This window comes from Mesorhizobium sp. M1307 (genome assembly GCF_040318155.1).
GTDB lineage: Bacteria > Pseudomonadota > Alphaproteobacteria > Rhizobiales > Rhizobiaceae > Mesorhizobium.
In genome coordinates, this window is the sequence record NZ_JAMYLR010000009.1 from 106,967 (window position 1) to 121,873 (window position 14,907).

Consider the following 14,907-nt stretch of genomic DNA (forward strand, 5'->3'; position numbering starts at 1 on the left):
CTTAAATCACAGACTTAGGCTGACAAGCGGAACAACAGTGACTATTTCGTGACCATGACGGAAGCCGCCGACTATCGTGAAGAGAGGCTGACAGCCGCGACCGAGGCGCGCGGGCTGGAGGCGCTGGTCTCGCGCGCGACGCGCGCTGGCAAGGGGCCGGCGCCGGTGGAACGCTGGAATCCGGCATTTTGCGGCGATCTCGACATGGAAATCAAGCAGGACGGCACCTGGTTCTATCTGGGAACGCCGATCGGCCGGATGCCGCTGGTGCAGCTTTTTTCCTCAGTGCTGCGCAAGGACGCGGACGGTAGAACCTACCTGGTGACGCCGGTGGAAAAGGTCGGCATCCGCGTCGCCGACGCGCCCTTCATTGCCGTCGAGATGGACGTGTCGGGCGCCGGCGACGGACAAATCGTCACCTTTCGCACCAATGTCGGCGACGTGGTAGAGGCTGGGGCGGGACACCCGCTGCGCTTCGTCGATGAGGACGAGACAGGTGGCCTGAAGCCTTATGTGCTGGTGCGCGGGCGGCTGGAGGCGCTGGTGGCACGGCCGGTGATGTACGAGCTGGTCGAGCACGGCGAAGAGATCGACATCGGTGGCAAGACGATGTTTGCCGTCCGTTCCAAAGGCGAGGTCTATCCGATCATGCCGGCTGAGAAACTGAAACGGCTGAGCGCATGATGGACCGCCTATGATGGATCAGGTGATGCCGTTGCCGTTTTCCGCTGCCGGGTTTCGCCAGCGCGTCGCGGCGCAGCCGCTGGCGCATGCCGGCGACGATTTTGGCGACCACCGCTTCAATCCGGGCCATCCCAGGCTGAAGCTGGCCAAGGCGCTGCGCGATGCCGCCGTGCTGATCCCGGTGGTCGATCATGGCCATGAAGCCACGGTCCTTTTGAGCAGGCGGGCGGAAAAGCTTCGCAACCATTCGGGGCAGGTGGCTTTCCCCGGTGGTACCATCGATCCAACCGATGCGAGCCCGGAAGCGGCGGCGTTGCGCGAGACATCCGAGGAGATCGGTCTCGATAGTGATTACATCGAGATCATCGGCCGTCTGCCGGACTACGTTTCCGGCAGCGGCTATCGCATCGCCCCGGTGCTCGGGATTGTGCGGCCCGGTTTCAGCCTGACGCTGAATTCCGACGAAGTCGATGCCGTCTTCGAGGTGCCGCTGGGCTTTCTGATGGACCCCGCCAACCACACCAGAGACAGTCGCATGTGGAACGACCTCGAATGGTTCTATTACGAGATGCCCTATGGCGGCCAGCGCATCTGGGGCGTCACCGCGGGCATCATCCGTACGCTTTATGAAAGGCTCTATTCGTGAGCGATCCAGTGTCGATCGCGGGCAAGGCCGGGTGGCTCGGCGAACGCCACCTGCAGCGCCTGCTCGCCGCGCTGACTGATGGCGGCGAGGAGGCGCGTGTCGCCGGCGGTGCGGTGCGCAACGCGCTCATCGGCCAGCCGGTCGCCGACATCGACATCGCCACCACCACGGTGCCCGAGGAAACCATCCGGCGCGCCGAGGCTGCAGGCTTCAAGACGGTACCGACCGGCATCGAGCATGGCACAGTCACCGCGGTCGGCCACGGCAAGGCCTATGAGGTCACCACGCTGCGTGCCGATATTGAAACCGACGGCCGGCGCGCCAAAGTGTCGTTCGGCCGCGACTGGAAAGCCGACGCTGAGCGGCGTGATTTCACCATCAATGCACTCTATGCCGAAGCCGATGGAACGGTCGTCGATCTGGTCGGCGGTATCGCCGATATCGAAGCGCGGAGGCTGCGATTCATCGGCGATCCGGAAGCGCGTATCCGCGAGGATTATCTGCGCATCCTGCGTTTCTTCCGTTTCTTCGCATGGTATGGCGACGGCAGGCCGGATGCCGAAGGGTTGAAGGCTTGTGCCCGGCTGAAGCAGGGGCTCGACCAGCTCTCGGTCGAGCGCGTCTGGTGGGAATTGAAGAAATTGCTGTCAGCGCCAGATCCGTCGCGGGCGCTGCTGTGGATGCGCCAGGCCGGCGTTCTGACCGCCGTTTTGCCGGAAAGCGAGAAATGGGGCATCGATGCCATCCACGGGCTGACCAAGACCGAGAAGGATCTGGCCTGGGCGCCGGACCCGCTGCTCAGGCTGGAAGCCATCGTGCCGCCGGATGCCGCGCGCATGAAAACGCTTGCCGAGAGATTGAGGCTTTCCGTGAGCGAAGCAAGCCGGCTGCGGAATTGGGCGATCACAGCTGCCGTCGATCCGAAAACGACCGAAGGAGAGTTGGCGAAAAGGCTTTATTTTGGCGACCGCCAAGGCTTTGTCGATCGGTTGCGGCTGTTGCTCGCTTCCGCTCGAGCCCGCGCGGTCGAGGACAATGACGCACTGCTCGAAGCCGGCGGCTTCTCGCGCCTGCTTGCCTTCGCTGCAAAATGGCAAAACCCTGTTTTTCCGGTCAAGGGCGCCGATCTGACGACGCTTGGCGCATCACCGGGGCCGAAGCTTGGTGCAACGTTGAAGAATCTCGAAAAGGAATGGGTCGAGTCCGGTTTTGCGCTTGATCGCGGCGCGCTGCTCAAGCGCGCCGCGGAGGCACTCGAATCCTGACTGTCACGCTGCGTCGCGGACCTTTTCGATGCGCGAGCGGATCGCCTCGATCATCGTCTCGCGGATCACCGTCTCGCCGTGCGTCTCGCGCAGATGCTCGACGGCACGGCGCATGACCTCAGCCTCCTCCTCGGCGCGTGTGTGCCACTCGCAGCCGGGTACGAGCGACCCGCAATGGAATTCCTTCATCGGCTTCTCCTCATCTCCTCCTTGGAGCGCCGCGCAGCGCACTGACACGGAAGCTCCAGACCTTTGATTGCGCGATCCGGAAACCGCGTACGGTATCCGGGCTACACGCTGGCCACCTAAGCATAACACGATCGAACGGTTTTGGTTGCCTTAGAGTGCCGTGCGTCCAAGCCGACACGCGGCCCTCTGGTGATCGGGTTGCGAAAAGGCGGAGCATCGCTGCTCCGCCCTCTTACGCCACCCAGGAGTAAGACCTCGTCTTGCTCCAGCGGGCAGGACATCACTTCACGATCTTGACTGCCTCGGCAATTTTATCCTTGCCGCTCATATCCCACGTGACGCGGACCTTTTCGCCGACCTTCAGGCCAGGATCCTTGAAGGTCTGGGGCAACGTAAAGGTGGCTCCGTTATCCAGAACTAGGCTCATCGCCGTTCCATCAAAGCTTTTGATCGTGCCGGTGGTGTGCTTGACCGCAGCGAATGCGGCAGTACCAGAGGCGAGAACGGCAGCGGCGGCTGCGGTCATAATAAGCTTGCGCATGGCATGCTCTCCTGGAAAATGCGGGCACCGCTTGGGAAAGGTGCCCCATTCAATCATGGGCCGTCCGGTCACGTCGGGTCGCGGCTCTCGGGAGTAAAGAACCGCCGGCGTTTCCCGGCCCGACGCGACAAATAACCCAATCTTTACAATGGTATATTAGACGAAAAAGATATTTTCTGGCGCGCCTTGCGCCACATTCGCCGTCAAATTCTGGGGATTTGGACCCGATTGCGGCTCACGTCGTGCTCACCGAGATTTTACGGCCATTTCGCTTCTGGCGGCAGGCTGGACAGGATCGAGGCGACATTGCCGCCGGTCTTCAGCCCGAAGATGGTGCCGCGATCGTGAAGCAAGTTGAATTCGACATAACGGCCGCGGCGGATGAGCTGCTCGTCACGGTCGCCATCGGTCCAGTTGTCATTGAAGTTGGCGCGCACCAGATGTCCGTAGACGACGAGAAAAGATCGCCCGACGTCCTGGACGAAGTTGAAATCGGCGTCCCAGCCGCCTTTGTCCTCATCCGAATGCAGCCAGTCGAAGAAGATACCGCCGGTACCGCGTGGCTCGTCGCGGTGCGGCAGGTAGAAGTACTCGTCGCACCAGGCTTTGAATTTCACGTAGTCGGCGATCGCGGCGTTCTTCTCGCAGGCAAATTGCATCGCTCTGTGGAAGGCGATCGTGTCGGGGTCGTCCTGGCTGCGGCGGCGGTCGAGCACCGGTGTCAGGTCGGCGCCGCCGCCGAACCACTGGCGCGAGGTGACGACCATGCGCGTGTTCATATGCACGGCCGGCACGTTGGGGTTCCACGGATGGGCGATCAGCGAAATGCCGCTTGCCCAGAAGGAGGGGTCCTCTTCGGCGCCCGGCATCTGCTTCCTGAATTCGGGCGAGAACTCGCCGTGGACGGTCGAGGTGTGGACGCCGACCTTCTCGAAGACGCGGCCGTGCATCATCGACATGATACCGCCGCCGCCCTTGCCGGCATCGCGTTGCCACGGCGTCTTTTCGAAGCGGCCGGGCGACCAGCTAGCCTGCGGCCCCTGCAGGTCCTGCTCGATCTGCTCGAAGCTGGCACAGATGCGCTCGCACAACGTCTCGAACCACAGCCGTGCCTTCGTCTTCTTCTGTTCGATGTCGGCTGGCAGCCCCGCCGGTATCTCGGGTCGTTGCAAATCCTGTCTCCGGTTGCGGGCGCGCCCGACAAATGACTCGTCTTTTCCGGCCGCGATCCCTAATCTCTTGGGTGCAAGGGTCAAGTGTGAATGGAGTTATTTCGTGCGCACCCCGGCAAGACCGCCGCTGGATGGCCTGAAGAAGAGGCTCGACCGTTCGCGCGCCGAGAACGCGCGCATGCCGCGCGACGGCTTCCTGCGCGAGACGTTCGTGCTGCCGCGCTCCGATGCTCGTCTCAAGGCGAAGGAATGGTTCGAGCGCTTTCCCAAGCAGGCCTATTGGACCGAGATCGAAAGCTGGTTCGAGCGGCCGGGCGACGTCATCGAATTCACCATCAGGCGGCTGCCGGCGGCCGATTAACGCTCCGGTCTCGAGGCTGAACGTATCAGGGCTAGTTCATCTGCCCTGAACGATCTTGATAAACACGCTTCTGTCGCCCGTTCCAAGATGCGCTCTTTTCATCTCGGCATACGTCAGGCGCCCATTCGCGAAGGCCCGCACGGTTCTTCCGCACCAGACACGTGGCGCCGCGGCTGCGCTGACATTCATGATCTTGCCAGCTTCCTGCTTCGAACTGAGAGGCGATTGCTCCGAATGCCTGATGCATTCCGTAAGCACTTTCTTATACATGGCAGGACTGCCTTGAACCAAAGTCCTTGCCGTATTCCATTCACCTTCGCTCGGCATGCATCCAGCCAACACAATGGCGCCAAGCAACACGGCGTAAGTCTTGTATGCAAATTTCAATTCTGCCCCCAAGGTTAGTTGCAGGGGCGTATCAAGCACGGGCACATGAACTTCACAAGACTGTATAGTGACTAACGGACAGGATAAGTTCGCTGAACCCGTCCAGACCGTCATGGCTTCAACGCACGACCAGCCTGCGGGCGCCCGCGCCGTCCCTTGCCAGCCTGTCGTTCTTATTCCGCAGCGGACATTTGTTGATCGACATGCAGCCGCAGCCGATGCAGTCGCTCAGCCCGTCGCGCAGCTTCTTGAGCTGACTAATTTTCTGGTCGAGGTCATCGCGCCAAGCCGTCGAAAGCAGGTTCCAATCCTCGCGCGTCGGCGTCCGGCCTTCAGGCAATGATCGAAGGGCTGTGCCGATCTCGGCCAGCGAAATGCCGACCTCCTGAGCTACCTTGATGATCGCCACCCGTCGCAGCACGTCGCGGCCATAACGCCGCTGGTTGCCTGATGTGCGGTGGCTGCGGATCAGCCCGCGTGCTTCGTAGAAATGCAGCGCCGACACCGCCACGCCGCTGCGCATCGCCACCTGGCCGACTGTTAATTCCGTTGCCGCAGCCATCTCCGATTTTCCGCTTGACCTCAAGTTAAGTTGAGCTTGTAGCGAAGAAGCCTCGAAGATGCAAACGGCAGGAGAAGGCGATGGGCGTCTGGATGAGAATGACCGGAGAGGACGCAGTGTTGCGTGAGGACGACGCCTTGGTCGCTGCGGCCGGCGATCGCGTACACATCCTAGCGGAGCTGCCGGATCGCCTCGGCCGCCACCATCGCAACGGAAAGCGCGACGTTGATGCTGCGCGCGCCGGGCTGCATCGGGATGATCAGTCGCGCATCCGCCGCCTCGTGAACGGCGTCCGGCACGCCTGCGGATTCACGGCCGAACAAGAGAATGTCGTCGCCGGCAAAGGCGAAATCCGTGTAGGCGGCAGCTGCTTTGGTCGACAGCAGCACCAGCCGCCGCTTGGCAAGCTTGCGCCAGTCCTCGAAGGCGTGCCAGTCGACATGGCGGGTGAGCGCCGCCATTTCGAGGTAGTCCATGCCGGCGCGTTTCAGCGCCCGGTCACCGAGCGGGAAGCCCGCCGGTTCGATGATGTCGACGCCGAGACCGAGGCAAGCGGCGAAGCGCAGGATTGTCCCGGTGTTGCCGGCGATATCAGGCTGGTAGAGCGCGATACGGAGACGGTCGTTCATTTCCGCGTCTTTCTAATAAGTGGCAGATCAGCCACAGAGCTCTCGCGGTTTTGGAAATTCCTGGACTGGCGGGTGGTCATTTTCTGCGAAGTCGGTTATACGGCCAGCATTGTCAACCCGAACCGATGGAGGGGTAATTCATGATGGCCATGCACATCCACCACCCCTCTCGTGGGCTTACCAGCCCGACGGCGGTTTCGGTACGACGATTCTCCTGACCTTCTAGACTTCAATCGCACCGATTCCCGCCGAAACCTTTTTCGGCCTTTGAAGGAATCCTGCGATGTTTTTCAAGCTGTGGAAGGGGCTGAACGCCCCACCTGAACACGCTTCGACCGATGCCACCTTTGCCGCGCCGCGCGTGTCCGCGGCCTGGGTTGGTTCACCCTTCTATCTGCATCTTCAACTGGAGGACGGACCGATGTTCGATCCCTGTAGAATACCCGGCTCAAGAAGCCTGCACGAGCGCAAGACTGCGACCTGGGCGCTTTTGATCGGCGAGACCTACTCGACGGCGGTTCACGCCGAGACCCGCCGGCGTCCGCATCGCGGCATGCTGCCGGACGTCGATTTCTCGCGCGCCGTTCCGGACTATAGCCGGCCGTCGCTGGTGCGCCGGATCATCAGGCTGATCCGGCCTGGTGCAAAAACCAGCACGAAAATCCGGATCGTCAAAACGTCGTCAGCATCGTCAAACGAGACTGTCGGCGAAAGGCCCGCGACAACCTATATAGCGCGAAGCAGGACCGGCGAGGCGGACGATTCCGTATCGCCGGTCCTTGACGCCATGCGGTCTGGACACCTCGTCCGTTCGCGTGCCGCGTGAGCGGAAACAGTATTGTGAGCATCTCTATGTTTAGCTGGTTTGAAAAAAGGCTCGATCCGTTCCCTGCCAAGGAGCCGGTCGAGCCGCCGCGGACACTGATCGCCTTCTGCGTGCATTATACGCGCGGCGCGTGGCCCTACATCGCTCTCGATGCGGTACTGGTGACGGCCATCGCCCTTGCCGAGGTGTGGATGTTCGGCTTCATGGGCCGGATCGTCGACTGGCTGTCCGGACAGAATCGCGAGACGTTCCTGCAGACCGAAGGCTTGAAGCTGGTCGGCATGGCCTTCATCGTGGTTTTCGCGCTGCCGGCGACGGTCTGGTTCCATTCGCTGCTCAACCAGCAGACGCTGATGGGTAATTATCCGATGCGTATCCGCTGGCAGGTGCATCGATACCTGCTCAAGCAGTCGATGAGCTTCTATCAGGACGAGTTTGCCGGGCGCATCGCGACCAAGCTGATGCAGACCGCGCTCGCGGTGCGCGAGTGCGTCATCAAGCTCATCGATGTGCTCAACTATATCGTCGTCTATTTTCTCGGCATGCTGTTCATTGTCGGCTCGGCAGACTGGCGGCTGGCTGCGCCGCTTGCCGTCTGGCTTGCCGGATATGTCCTGCTGTTGCGCTATTTCATCCCGCGGCTGGGCAAGGTCGGCGAGGAGCAGGCCAATGCGCGCTCAACCATGACCGGCCGTGTCGTCGACAGCTACTCCAACATCCAGACGGTCAAGCTGTTCTCGCATGCGCGGCGCGAGGCATCCTTCGCCAAGGACGGTATGGCCGGCTTTCTCGATACAGTCTACCGGTCGATGCGGCTGGTGACACAGCTCTACGGCCTGCTCTACGTCCTGAATTCGCTGCTGTTGTTTTCGGTCACCGCAATCTCGCTATGGCTGTGGCTCGGCCAAGCCGTGACGATCGGCGCCGTCGCCCTGGTCATCGGCCTCGTGCTTCGGCTCTGGGGCATGTCGCAATGGATCATGTGGGAGATGTCCACGCTGTTCGAGAATATCGGCACGGTGCAGGACGGCATCGCCTCGATCTCGCTGCCGCGCCTCGTCGAAGACCGGCCTGGCGCCAAGGATATTGCCGTGACCAAGGGGGAGATCCGTTTTGAGGACATCCGCTTCCATTATGGCAAGCAGAAGGGCGTGATCGAAAGCCTGTCGCTGACGGTGAAGCCGGGCGAGAAGGTCGGCATCGTTGGCCGTTCGGGTGCCGGCAAGTCGACGCTGGTCAATCTTCTGTTGCGCTTCTATGACCTCGAAAGCGGCAAGGTCCTGATCGACGGCCAGGACATTGCGGCGGTGACGCAGGACTCGCTGCGCGCCCAGATCGGCATGGTCACGCAGGACACCTCGCTGCTGCATCGCTCGGTGCGCGAGAATATCCTCTATGGCCGGCCGGACGCCAGTGACCAGATGCTGATCGAGGCGGCGCGGCGCGCCGAGGCGCTGGATTTCATCGCCGGATTGTCGGATTCTAACGGTCGAAAGGGTTTCGACGCGCATGTCGGTGATCGCGGCGTCAAATTGTCCGGCGGCCAGCGGCAACGCATCGCCATAGCCCGTGTTATGCTGAAGGACGCACCAATCCTTATCCTCGACGAAGCGACCTCCGCCCTCGATTCCGAGGCCGAGGCGGCCATCCAGGAGAACCTCTACAGACTGATGCAAGGCAAGACCGTCATCGCCATTGCGCACCGGCTGTCGACGATCGCGGCCATGGACCGGCTCGTCGTCATGGACAAGGGCCGCGTCATCGAGGAAGGTTCGCATGAGGAACTGGTTGCCAGCGGCGGGCTCTACGCCCAGCTCTGGCAGCGCCAGTCGGGCGGCTTCCTGCTCGACGACGGCCCCTCTGTCAACGATGCAGCCGCCAACGATGCACTCGTCAAGGGTGAAGCCGCCGAATGACTGCCATCTACCGCTGGTTCGAGAACTGGGTCTATCCATTCCGGGAGCCTGCGGACCTTCGGCCACCTGCCGGCGTCAGGGGTTTTCTCTGGCATTATGTCGGGCAGGCGAAGATCGCCTTCTTCGCCATGCTGCTGATCGGCGGCATCGCGCCGTTAGTCGAAGCCGGACTGTTCTATTTCGTCGGGCGGCTGGTCGACATCCTCGACCAGCTTCCCGGCGAACGCAGCTGGCACGCGTTGTGGACTGCCGCCGGCCCGGAACTTGTCTTCATGATCGCGGTGGTGCTGGTCATCCGCACCATCGTCGTCGGCCTGTCGGCGCTGGTCGACGAGCAGACGATCACGCCGGGTTTCTATAATCTGGTGCGCTGGCAGGCGCATCGCCATGTCTCGCGCCAATCCTACGCCTTCTTCCAGAACGACTTTGCCGGACGTATCGCGACCAAGCTCTGGCAGGCGGGACAGGCGACCGGCGATCTGATGGAAAGCTTCATCGAGGTCGTCTGGTTCATGGTCGTCTATACGGTGACGACGCTGGCGCTGGTCGCCGGGCTCGATCTCCGGCTGGCGGTGCTGGTGGTGATCTGGATTACCGCCTTCGGCTTTCTGGCCAGGCGCTATTTGCCGGCAATCCGCAAACATGCCGAAGCCACCGCCGAAGCCGGCTCGATGATCACCGGCCGCCTTGTCGATTCCTATTCGAACGTCCAGACGCTGAAACTGTTCTCGGCCGATGGCGACGACCGCTACATCAGGAACGGCTTCGACATCTATCTCGACGCGCTGCGCCCATTCACCCGCAGGCTGACCGGCGTGCGCATGGCACTGACGATGCTGTCGGGCATTATGATCACGGCGATCGCCTGCTTTGCCGTTTATCTCTGGGTCGAGGGTTCGATCACAGTCGGCGCCGTGGCTTTCACGCTGTCTTTGGTGCTGCGGCTGAACATGCTGCTCGGCCGGCTGATGATGCAGCTCAACGGCATCTTGCGGAACCTCGGCGTGCTGGAAAACTCCAAGGCGCTGATCTCACAGCCGCTCGGCCTGACCGATGCGCCGGACGCGAAAGAGATTGTCGTCGGCGGCGGGCGTATCGACGTCAGCAATGTCGAGTTCCACTACGGCAAGGGGTCCGGCGTGCTCGACGGCATCGACCTCGTCGTGCGGCCGGGCGAAAAGGTCGGCCTGGTCGGCCCGTCCGGCGCCGGCAAGACGACCTTGGTCAATCTGATCCTGCGCCTCTACGACCTCGAGAGCGGCAAGATCACCATTGACGGGCAGGACGTCTCCAGGGTCACGCAGAATTCGCTGCGCGCCAATATCGGCGTCGTCAGCCAGGATACGGCACTTTTCCACCGCTCGCTGCGCGACAACATCAAGCTCGGCATGCCGGAAGCGACCGACGCCGAGGTGGTCGCGGCAGCGAAGAAGGCCGAGGCGCACGAGTTCATCCTCGGCCTGCGCGACAATCGCGATCGTATCGGCTACGAGGCCTATGTCGGCGAGCGCGGCGTCAAGCTCTCCGGCGGCCAGCGCCAGCGCGTGGCGATCGCCCGCGTCTTCCTCAAGGATGCACCGATCTTGGTGCTCGATGAGGCGACCTCGGCGCTCGATTCCGACATCGAGGCGGCGATCCAGGAAAATCTGGCAAGGCTGATGGAAGGCAAGACGGTCATCGCCATCGCGCATCGGCTGTCGACCATTGCGGCACTCGACCGGCTGGTGGTGCTCGACGAGGGCCGCATCGTCGAGCAAGGCACGCATGACGAGCTGGTCGGGCTCGACGGGCTCTATGCCAGGCTGTGGAAGCGGCAGTCCGGCGGCTTCCTGTTCAGCGAGGAGAGCGCGCTGGCCGAGACCCGGCCGGCGGAGTAGTTTCTAAAAACCGGAGTAGACCATGGCGGTGAGAATGCCATCGAATTTCGGACGGTCCGGCGCGCAGGAGAGCGCGTTGGACCTGCTTGGCCATGAAATCCTCGGCGAGAAGGCGGCCGCGCTCGGCCGCGCCGGCCGGCGCGTCGATGAAACATTGACGAGGCTGCGCGAGAATTGCGACAGTGTCGACCGTGCCCGGCTGCTCAGGGATGCAGCCGAAGCGGTGCACGGGTATTTCATCCAGCGCGAACTCTGCGGCCTGCGCAAGCACGACACGGTGATCCGGGAATACAGCATTCCCAAGGCTGTGCTGGCCAGGCTCGGCGCCAGCGCATGATCCGAACCGGAATCGGTTTGGGAAGCGTTATTCCAGCCACTCGGTGATGAAGCTGCCGTTCTCGTGTATGTCGGTGGTTTCCAGCGGGCCTGGCCCGAGATTGGTGAATTTGTGCGGCGTGTTCGGCGGTACGACCAGGATCTGGCCGGCTGTGGCCTCGATCTGCCGGTCGCCGACGGTGAACAGACCGGTCCCGGTCCGGATGATAAAAATCTCGCAATAGGGATGGCTGTGCAGCCTGGGGCCGCCGCCGATCTCGGGCAGGTAGTTGAAGATCAGGCAGCTGCGGGAGCCGTAAGCTCCGCCTTGCAGCTCGCCCTGCCAATGGTCGGGCCAGCGGTCGGGCGCTTCGGCCCATTTGTCGCGGTCTATGACATGCGCCATAGGCCAAGGATAAACCTGGCCAGCGCCAGCTGTCGAGGCGAACGCAGCCATTTGGTTTTGCTGCTGTTTTCCAATCGTTCCGACGTGCGAATTACGCCCCCGCGACAATCTGCCCTTGTGCCTTCACCCGTCTGGACAAAAACAGGCTTCACGCATAAACCCAAGTCCCAAATGCCGGAGGAATTCGCTAGCCTGTTCGCCATGCGCAGTCGGGCCGGCGCGATTGAGCGGGGAACAAGGCTCGGCCGCCGGCACGGAAAAGGCGAAAGGATCAGGCACCCGTGAGCGCAACCGACACCCAGGATCCCAACCGTCGTGATTTTCTCTACGTCGCCACTGGCATGGCGGCGGTGGTCGGCGCGGGCGCTGTCGCCTGGCCGTTCATCGATCAGATGCGTCCGGATGCCTCGACGCTGGCCCTTGCCTCGGTTGAGGTCGACGTATCTTCGCTGACGCCAGGAATGTCGCTCGTCGTGAAGTGGCGCGGCAAGCCGGTTGTCGTGCGCAACCGCACCGAAAAAGAGATGAAGGACGCCGAGGCGGTCAATCTCGCCGAGCTCAAGGATCCAATTGCCCGCAATGCCAACCTGCCGGCCGACGCGCCGGCAACCGACGCCAACCGGACCACGCCCGGCAAGGAAGCCTGGATGGTGATGGTCCAGGTCTGCACCCATCTTGGCTGCATCCCGCTCGGCCAGGAAGGCGATTTCGGCGGCTGGTTCTGCCCATGCCACGGTTCGCAATACGATACGGCCGGCCGCATCCGGAAGGGACCGGCGCCCGAGAACATGGCGGTGCCGGTGTTTCAATTCGTTTCCGACACCAAGATCCGTATCGGCTGAGGCAAGGGATATTTCCATGAGCGAGGGACACTCGACCTATACGCCCAAGACCGGCATCGGACGCTGGTTCGATTCGCGCATGCCGCTGCCGCGGCTGGTCTATGACAGCTTCATCGCCTATCCGGTGCCGCGCAATCTGAATTACGCCTGGACCTTCGGCGGCATCCTCGCGCTCATGCTGGCGGCGCAGATCCTGACCGGCATCGTGCTGGCCATGCACTACGCGGCCGACAGCACTCTCGCCTTCGATTCAGTCGAGAAGATCATGCGCGACGTGAATTCGGGCTGGCTGCTGCGCTACCTGCATTCGAACGGCGCGTCGTTCTTCTTCGTCGCCGTCTACATCCATATTTTCCGTGGCCTGTACTACGGCTCCTACAAGGCGCCGCGCGAGCTGCTGTGGATCCTCGGCTGCATCATTTACCTCTTGATGATGGCGACCGGGTTCATGGGCTATGTGCTGCCCTGGGGCCAGATGAGCTTCTGGGGCGCCACCGTCATCACCGGCTTCTTCACGGCGATCCCGCTGGTCGGCGACTGGATCCAGCAGCTTTTGCTCGGCGGCTTCGCGGTCGACAATCCGACGCTGAACCGCTTCTTTGCGCTGCATTACCTGCTGCCGTTCATGATCGCCGGCGTCGTCGTGCTGCACATCTGGGCGCTTCACGTCGTCGGCCAGAACAATCCGACCGGCATCGAGGTCAAATCGAAGACCGACACGCTCGCCTTCACGCCTTACGCGACCATCAAGGATGGGTTCGGCATGATCGTGTTCCTGTTCGTCTTCGCCTATTTCGTCTTTTATCTGCCGAACTATCTCGGCCATCCGGACAATTACACCGTTGCCAACCCCCTGAAGACGCCGGCCCACATTGTGCCGGAATGGTACTTCCTGCCGTTTTACGCGATCCTGCGCGCTATCACCTTCAATATCGGGCCCATCAACTCCAAGCTCGGCGGCGTGCTCTGCATGTTCGGCGCGATTGTCATGCTGTTCCTGGTGCCGTGGCTCGACACCTCGAAGGTGCGCTCGGCAGTCTACCGGCCCTGGTACAAGCTGTTCTTCTGGCTGTTCGTGGCCGACGCCATCCTGCTCGGCTGGCTGGGCTCGCAGCCGGCCGAGGGCAGCTATGTGTTCATGGCGCAGATGGCGACGCTGTTCTACTTCGCCTTCTTCCTGGTAGCGCTGCCGGTACTTGGGCTGATCGAGACGCCGCGGCGGCTGCCGAATTCGATCACCGAGGCGGTACTCGGGAAGAACAAGGGTGGCGGTGGACATCCTGCCGGCGCCACGGCCGCGCCGGAAACCAAAGGCTGAGCATGATCCCGAAAAGTGGAAACCGGTTTTCGGACAAGATCATGCTCGAGACGATGACAGCGCGTCAGAGAATCTCAAGGGGATTTGCATGAAGAAGATTCTCACCTCGCTGGCGCTGCTTGGCCTTGTGGCCGCGGGCATTGGGGCCACAGGCACTGGAGCGCGCGCTCAGGAAGAGGCGCACAACGAGGCGGCGCCGACGCATTTCCCAATACACGAACCAAAGGAAATGGACTGGAGCTTCGCCGGGCCGTTCGGCACCTACGACAAGGCCCAGCTGCAGCGCGGGCTGAAGGTCTACAAGGAAGTCTGCTCGGCCTGCCATTCGATGAATTTGGTGGCGTTCCGTACACTGGAGGGCCTTGGCTATTCGGATGCGCAGATCAAGACGCTGGCGGCCGAATATACGATCCATGACGGACCGAACGATGCCGGCGACATGTTCGATCGTCCCGGCAAGCCGTCCGACCATTTCCCGGCGCCGTTCCCCAATGTGGAGGCGGCGGCGGCGGCAAATGGCGGCGCAGCACCGCCCGACATGTCGCTGCTGGCAAAGGCGCGCGGGGTGGAACGCGGCTTCCCGCGCTTCGTCTTCGATATCTTTACCCAGTATGCCCAGGGCGGCCCCGACTACATCCACTCGCTGCTGACCGGCTACGACCAGCAGCCGCCGGCGGGCATGGTCATACCAGAAGGCACGTACTACAATCCGTACTTCCTGTCCGGCGTGTCGCTGAAGATGCCGAAGCCGCTCTCTGACGGCCAGGTAACCTATGATGACGGCGCGCCGCAGACGGTCGACCAGTATTCGCGTGACGTGTCGGCCTTCCTGATGTGGGCGGCCGAGCCACACCTCGAGGACCGCAAGAAGACCGGCTTTCGCGTACTGGTCTTCCTGCTGCTGTTCGGCGCACTGGTCTACCTGACCAAACGCAAGGTGTGGGCCGGCGTGGCGCACTGAGCCCTGCGAT

Annotated in this window: 18 protein-coding genes; 11 read left to right on the forward strand and 7 right to left on the reverse strand. The window is 62.2% G+C overall.

The genetic code is table 11. The features are described from left to right. Positions 1-54: 54 nt before the first annotated feature. The 3 genes from NKH16_RS13620 to NKH16_RS13630 are packed head-to-tail and all read left to right on the forward strand — an operon-like array spanning position 55 to position 2,595. The gene (locus tag NKH16_RS13620; RefSeq protein ID WP_352456465.1) at positions 55-684 is read left to right on the forward strand and encodes a DUF1285 domain-containing protein; all 630 of its coding nucleotides are present in this window, start codon (positions 55-57) and stop codon (positions 682-684) included. Positions 685-697: 13 nt separating this feature from the next. After that, positions 698-1,330, forward strand: a complete 633-nt coding sequence (locus tag NKH16_RS13625; protein WP_352743299.1) for a CoA pyrophosphatase — start codon at positions 698-700, stop codon at positions 1,328-1,330. Then, positions 1,327-2,595 carry a CCA tRNA nucleotidyltransferase gene (locus NKH16_RS13630; protein WP_352450523.1) on the forward strand — a complete coding sequence of 423 codons (1,269 nt, stop codon included), beginning with the start codon at positions 1,327-1,329 and terminating at the stop codon, positions 2,593-2,595. The genes NKH16_RS13625 and NKH16_RS13630 overlap by 4 nt, the downstream gene beginning before the upstream one ends. A 3-nt stretch (positions 2,596-2,598) precedes the next feature. Here NKH16_RS13630 and NKH16_RS13635 read toward each other — a convergent pair whose 3' ends face one another. From NKH16_RS13635 to hemF, 3 genes are all read right to left on the reverse strand, one after another. After that, entirely contained in the window at positions 2,599-2,784 is a 186-nt protein-coding gene (locus tag NKH16_RS13635; RefSeq protein WP_023679490.1) for a DUF1059 domain-containing protein, read from the reverse strand. Positions 2,785-3,064: 280 nt separating this feature from the next. Then, the gene (locus NKH16_RS13640; protein ID WP_023679489.1) at positions 3,065-3,325 is read right to left on the reverse strand and encodes a DUF1344 domain-containing protein; all 261 of its coding nucleotides are present in this window, start codon (positions 3,323-3,325) and stop codon (positions 3,065-3,067) included. 257 nt (positions 3,326-3,582) lie between these two features. Beyond that, entirely contained in the window at positions 3,583-4,497 is a 915-nt protein-coding gene (gene hemF, locus NKH16_RS13645; protein WP_352469726.1) for an oxygen-dependent coproporphyrinogen oxidase, read from the reverse strand. 103 nt (positions 4,498-4,600) lie between these two features. Between hemF and NKH16_RS13650 the strand changes: the two genes are divergently transcribed. Then, positions 4,601-4,858 carry a hypothetical protein gene (locus tag NKH16_RS13650; protein WP_023679487.1) on the forward strand — a complete coding sequence of 86 codons (258 nt, stop codon included), beginning with the start codon at positions 4,601-4,603 and terminating at the stop codon, positions 4,856-4,858. 36 nt (positions 4,859-4,894) lie between these two features. Here the strand turns inward: NKH16_RS13650 and NKH16_RS13655 are convergent, their stop codons facing one another. The 3 genes from NKH16_RS13655 to NKH16_RS13665 form a co-directional block, all read right to left on the reverse strand. After that, positions 4,895-5,284, reverse strand: coding sequence for a hypothetical protein (locus NKH16_RS13655; protein WP_352743297.1), 390 nt, complete (start codon positions 5,282-5,284; stop codon positions 4,895-4,897). A gap of 79 nt (positions 5,285-5,363) precedes the next feature. Then, positions 5,364-5,807, reverse strand: a complete 444-nt coding sequence (gene soxR, locus NKH16_RS13660; protein WP_352743295.1) for a redox-sensitive transcriptional activator SoxR — start codon at positions 5,805-5,807, stop codon at positions 5,364-5,366. Positions 5,808-5,977: 170 nt separating this feature from the next. After that, on the reverse strand, positions 5,978-6,436 hold the full coding sequence (locus NKH16_RS13665; RefSeq protein ID WP_352450521.1) for a tRNA (cytidine(34)-2'-O)-methyltransferase: 459 nt from the start codon (positions 6,434-6,436) through the stop codon (positions 5,978-5,980). Positions 6,437-6,719: 283 nt separating this feature from the next. On the opposite strand from NKH16_RS13665, the gene NKH16_RS13670 reads away from it, so the two are divergent. From NKH16_RS13670 to NKH16_RS13685, 4 genes are read left to right on the forward strand one after another with little or no spacing between them, the layout of a single operon-like run. Then, positions 6,720-7,262, forward strand: coding sequence for a hypothetical protein (locus NKH16_RS13670; protein ID WP_352743294.1), 543 nt, complete (start codon positions 6,720-6,722; stop codon positions 7,260-7,262). Between the two features lie 26 nt (positions 7,263-7,288). Beyond that, the gene (locus NKH16_RS13675; protein WP_352615537.1) at positions 7,289-9,178 is read left to right on the forward strand and encodes an ABC transporter ATP-binding protein; all 1,890 of its coding nucleotides are present in this window, start codon (positions 7,289-7,291) and stop codon (positions 9,176-9,178) included. Further along, the gene (locus NKH16_RS13680; RefSeq protein ID WP_352899856.1) at positions 9,175-11,055 is read left to right on the forward strand and encodes an ABC transporter ATP-binding protein; all 1,881 of its coding nucleotides are present in this window, start codon (positions 9,175-9,177) and stop codon (positions 11,053-11,055) included. Before NKH16_RS13675 ends, NKH16_RS13680 begins: the two co-directional genes overlap by 4 nt. Before the next feature lie 22 nt (positions 11,056-11,077). Next, entirely contained in the window at positions 11,078-11,392 is a 315-nt protein-coding gene (locus NKH16_RS13685) for a DUF6665 family protein (protein WP_352743292.1), read from the forward strand. Between the two features lie 27 nt (positions 11,393-11,419). On the opposite strand, the gene NKH16_RS13690 is transcribed toward NKH16_RS13685, so the two are convergent. Continuing rightward, positions 11,420-11,776, reverse strand: coding sequence for a cupin domain-containing protein (locus NKH16_RS13690; protein WP_352450559.1), 357 nt, complete (start codon positions 11,774-11,776; stop codon positions 11,420-11,422). A gap of 281 nt (positions 11,777-12,057) precedes the next feature. Between NKH16_RS13690 and petA the strand changes: the two genes are divergently transcribed. The 3 genes from petA (at position 12,058) to NKH16_RS13705 (ending at position 14,897) form a co-directional block, all read left to right on the forward strand. Continuing rightward, complete coding sequence (petA, locus tag NKH16_RS13695; protein WP_352541007.1) at positions 12,058-12,618, forward strand: ubiquinol-cytochrome c reductase iron-sulfur subunit; 561 nt, start codon at positions 12,058-12,060, stop codon at positions 12,616-12,618. 16 nt (positions 12,619-12,634) lie between these two features. Beyond that, complete coding sequence (locus NKH16_RS13700; RefSeq protein ID WP_352586768.1) at positions 12,635-13,936, forward strand: cytochrome b; 1,302 nt, start codon at positions 12,635-12,637, stop codon at positions 13,934-13,936. 88 nt (positions 13,937-14,024) lie between these two features. After that, positions 14,025-14,897, forward strand: a complete 873-nt coding sequence (locus NKH16_RS13705; RefSeq protein WP_352743290.1) for a cytochrome c1 — start codon at positions 14,025-14,027, stop codon at positions 14,895-14,897. The last annotated feature ends 10 nt before the right edge of the window (positions 14,898-14,907 follow it).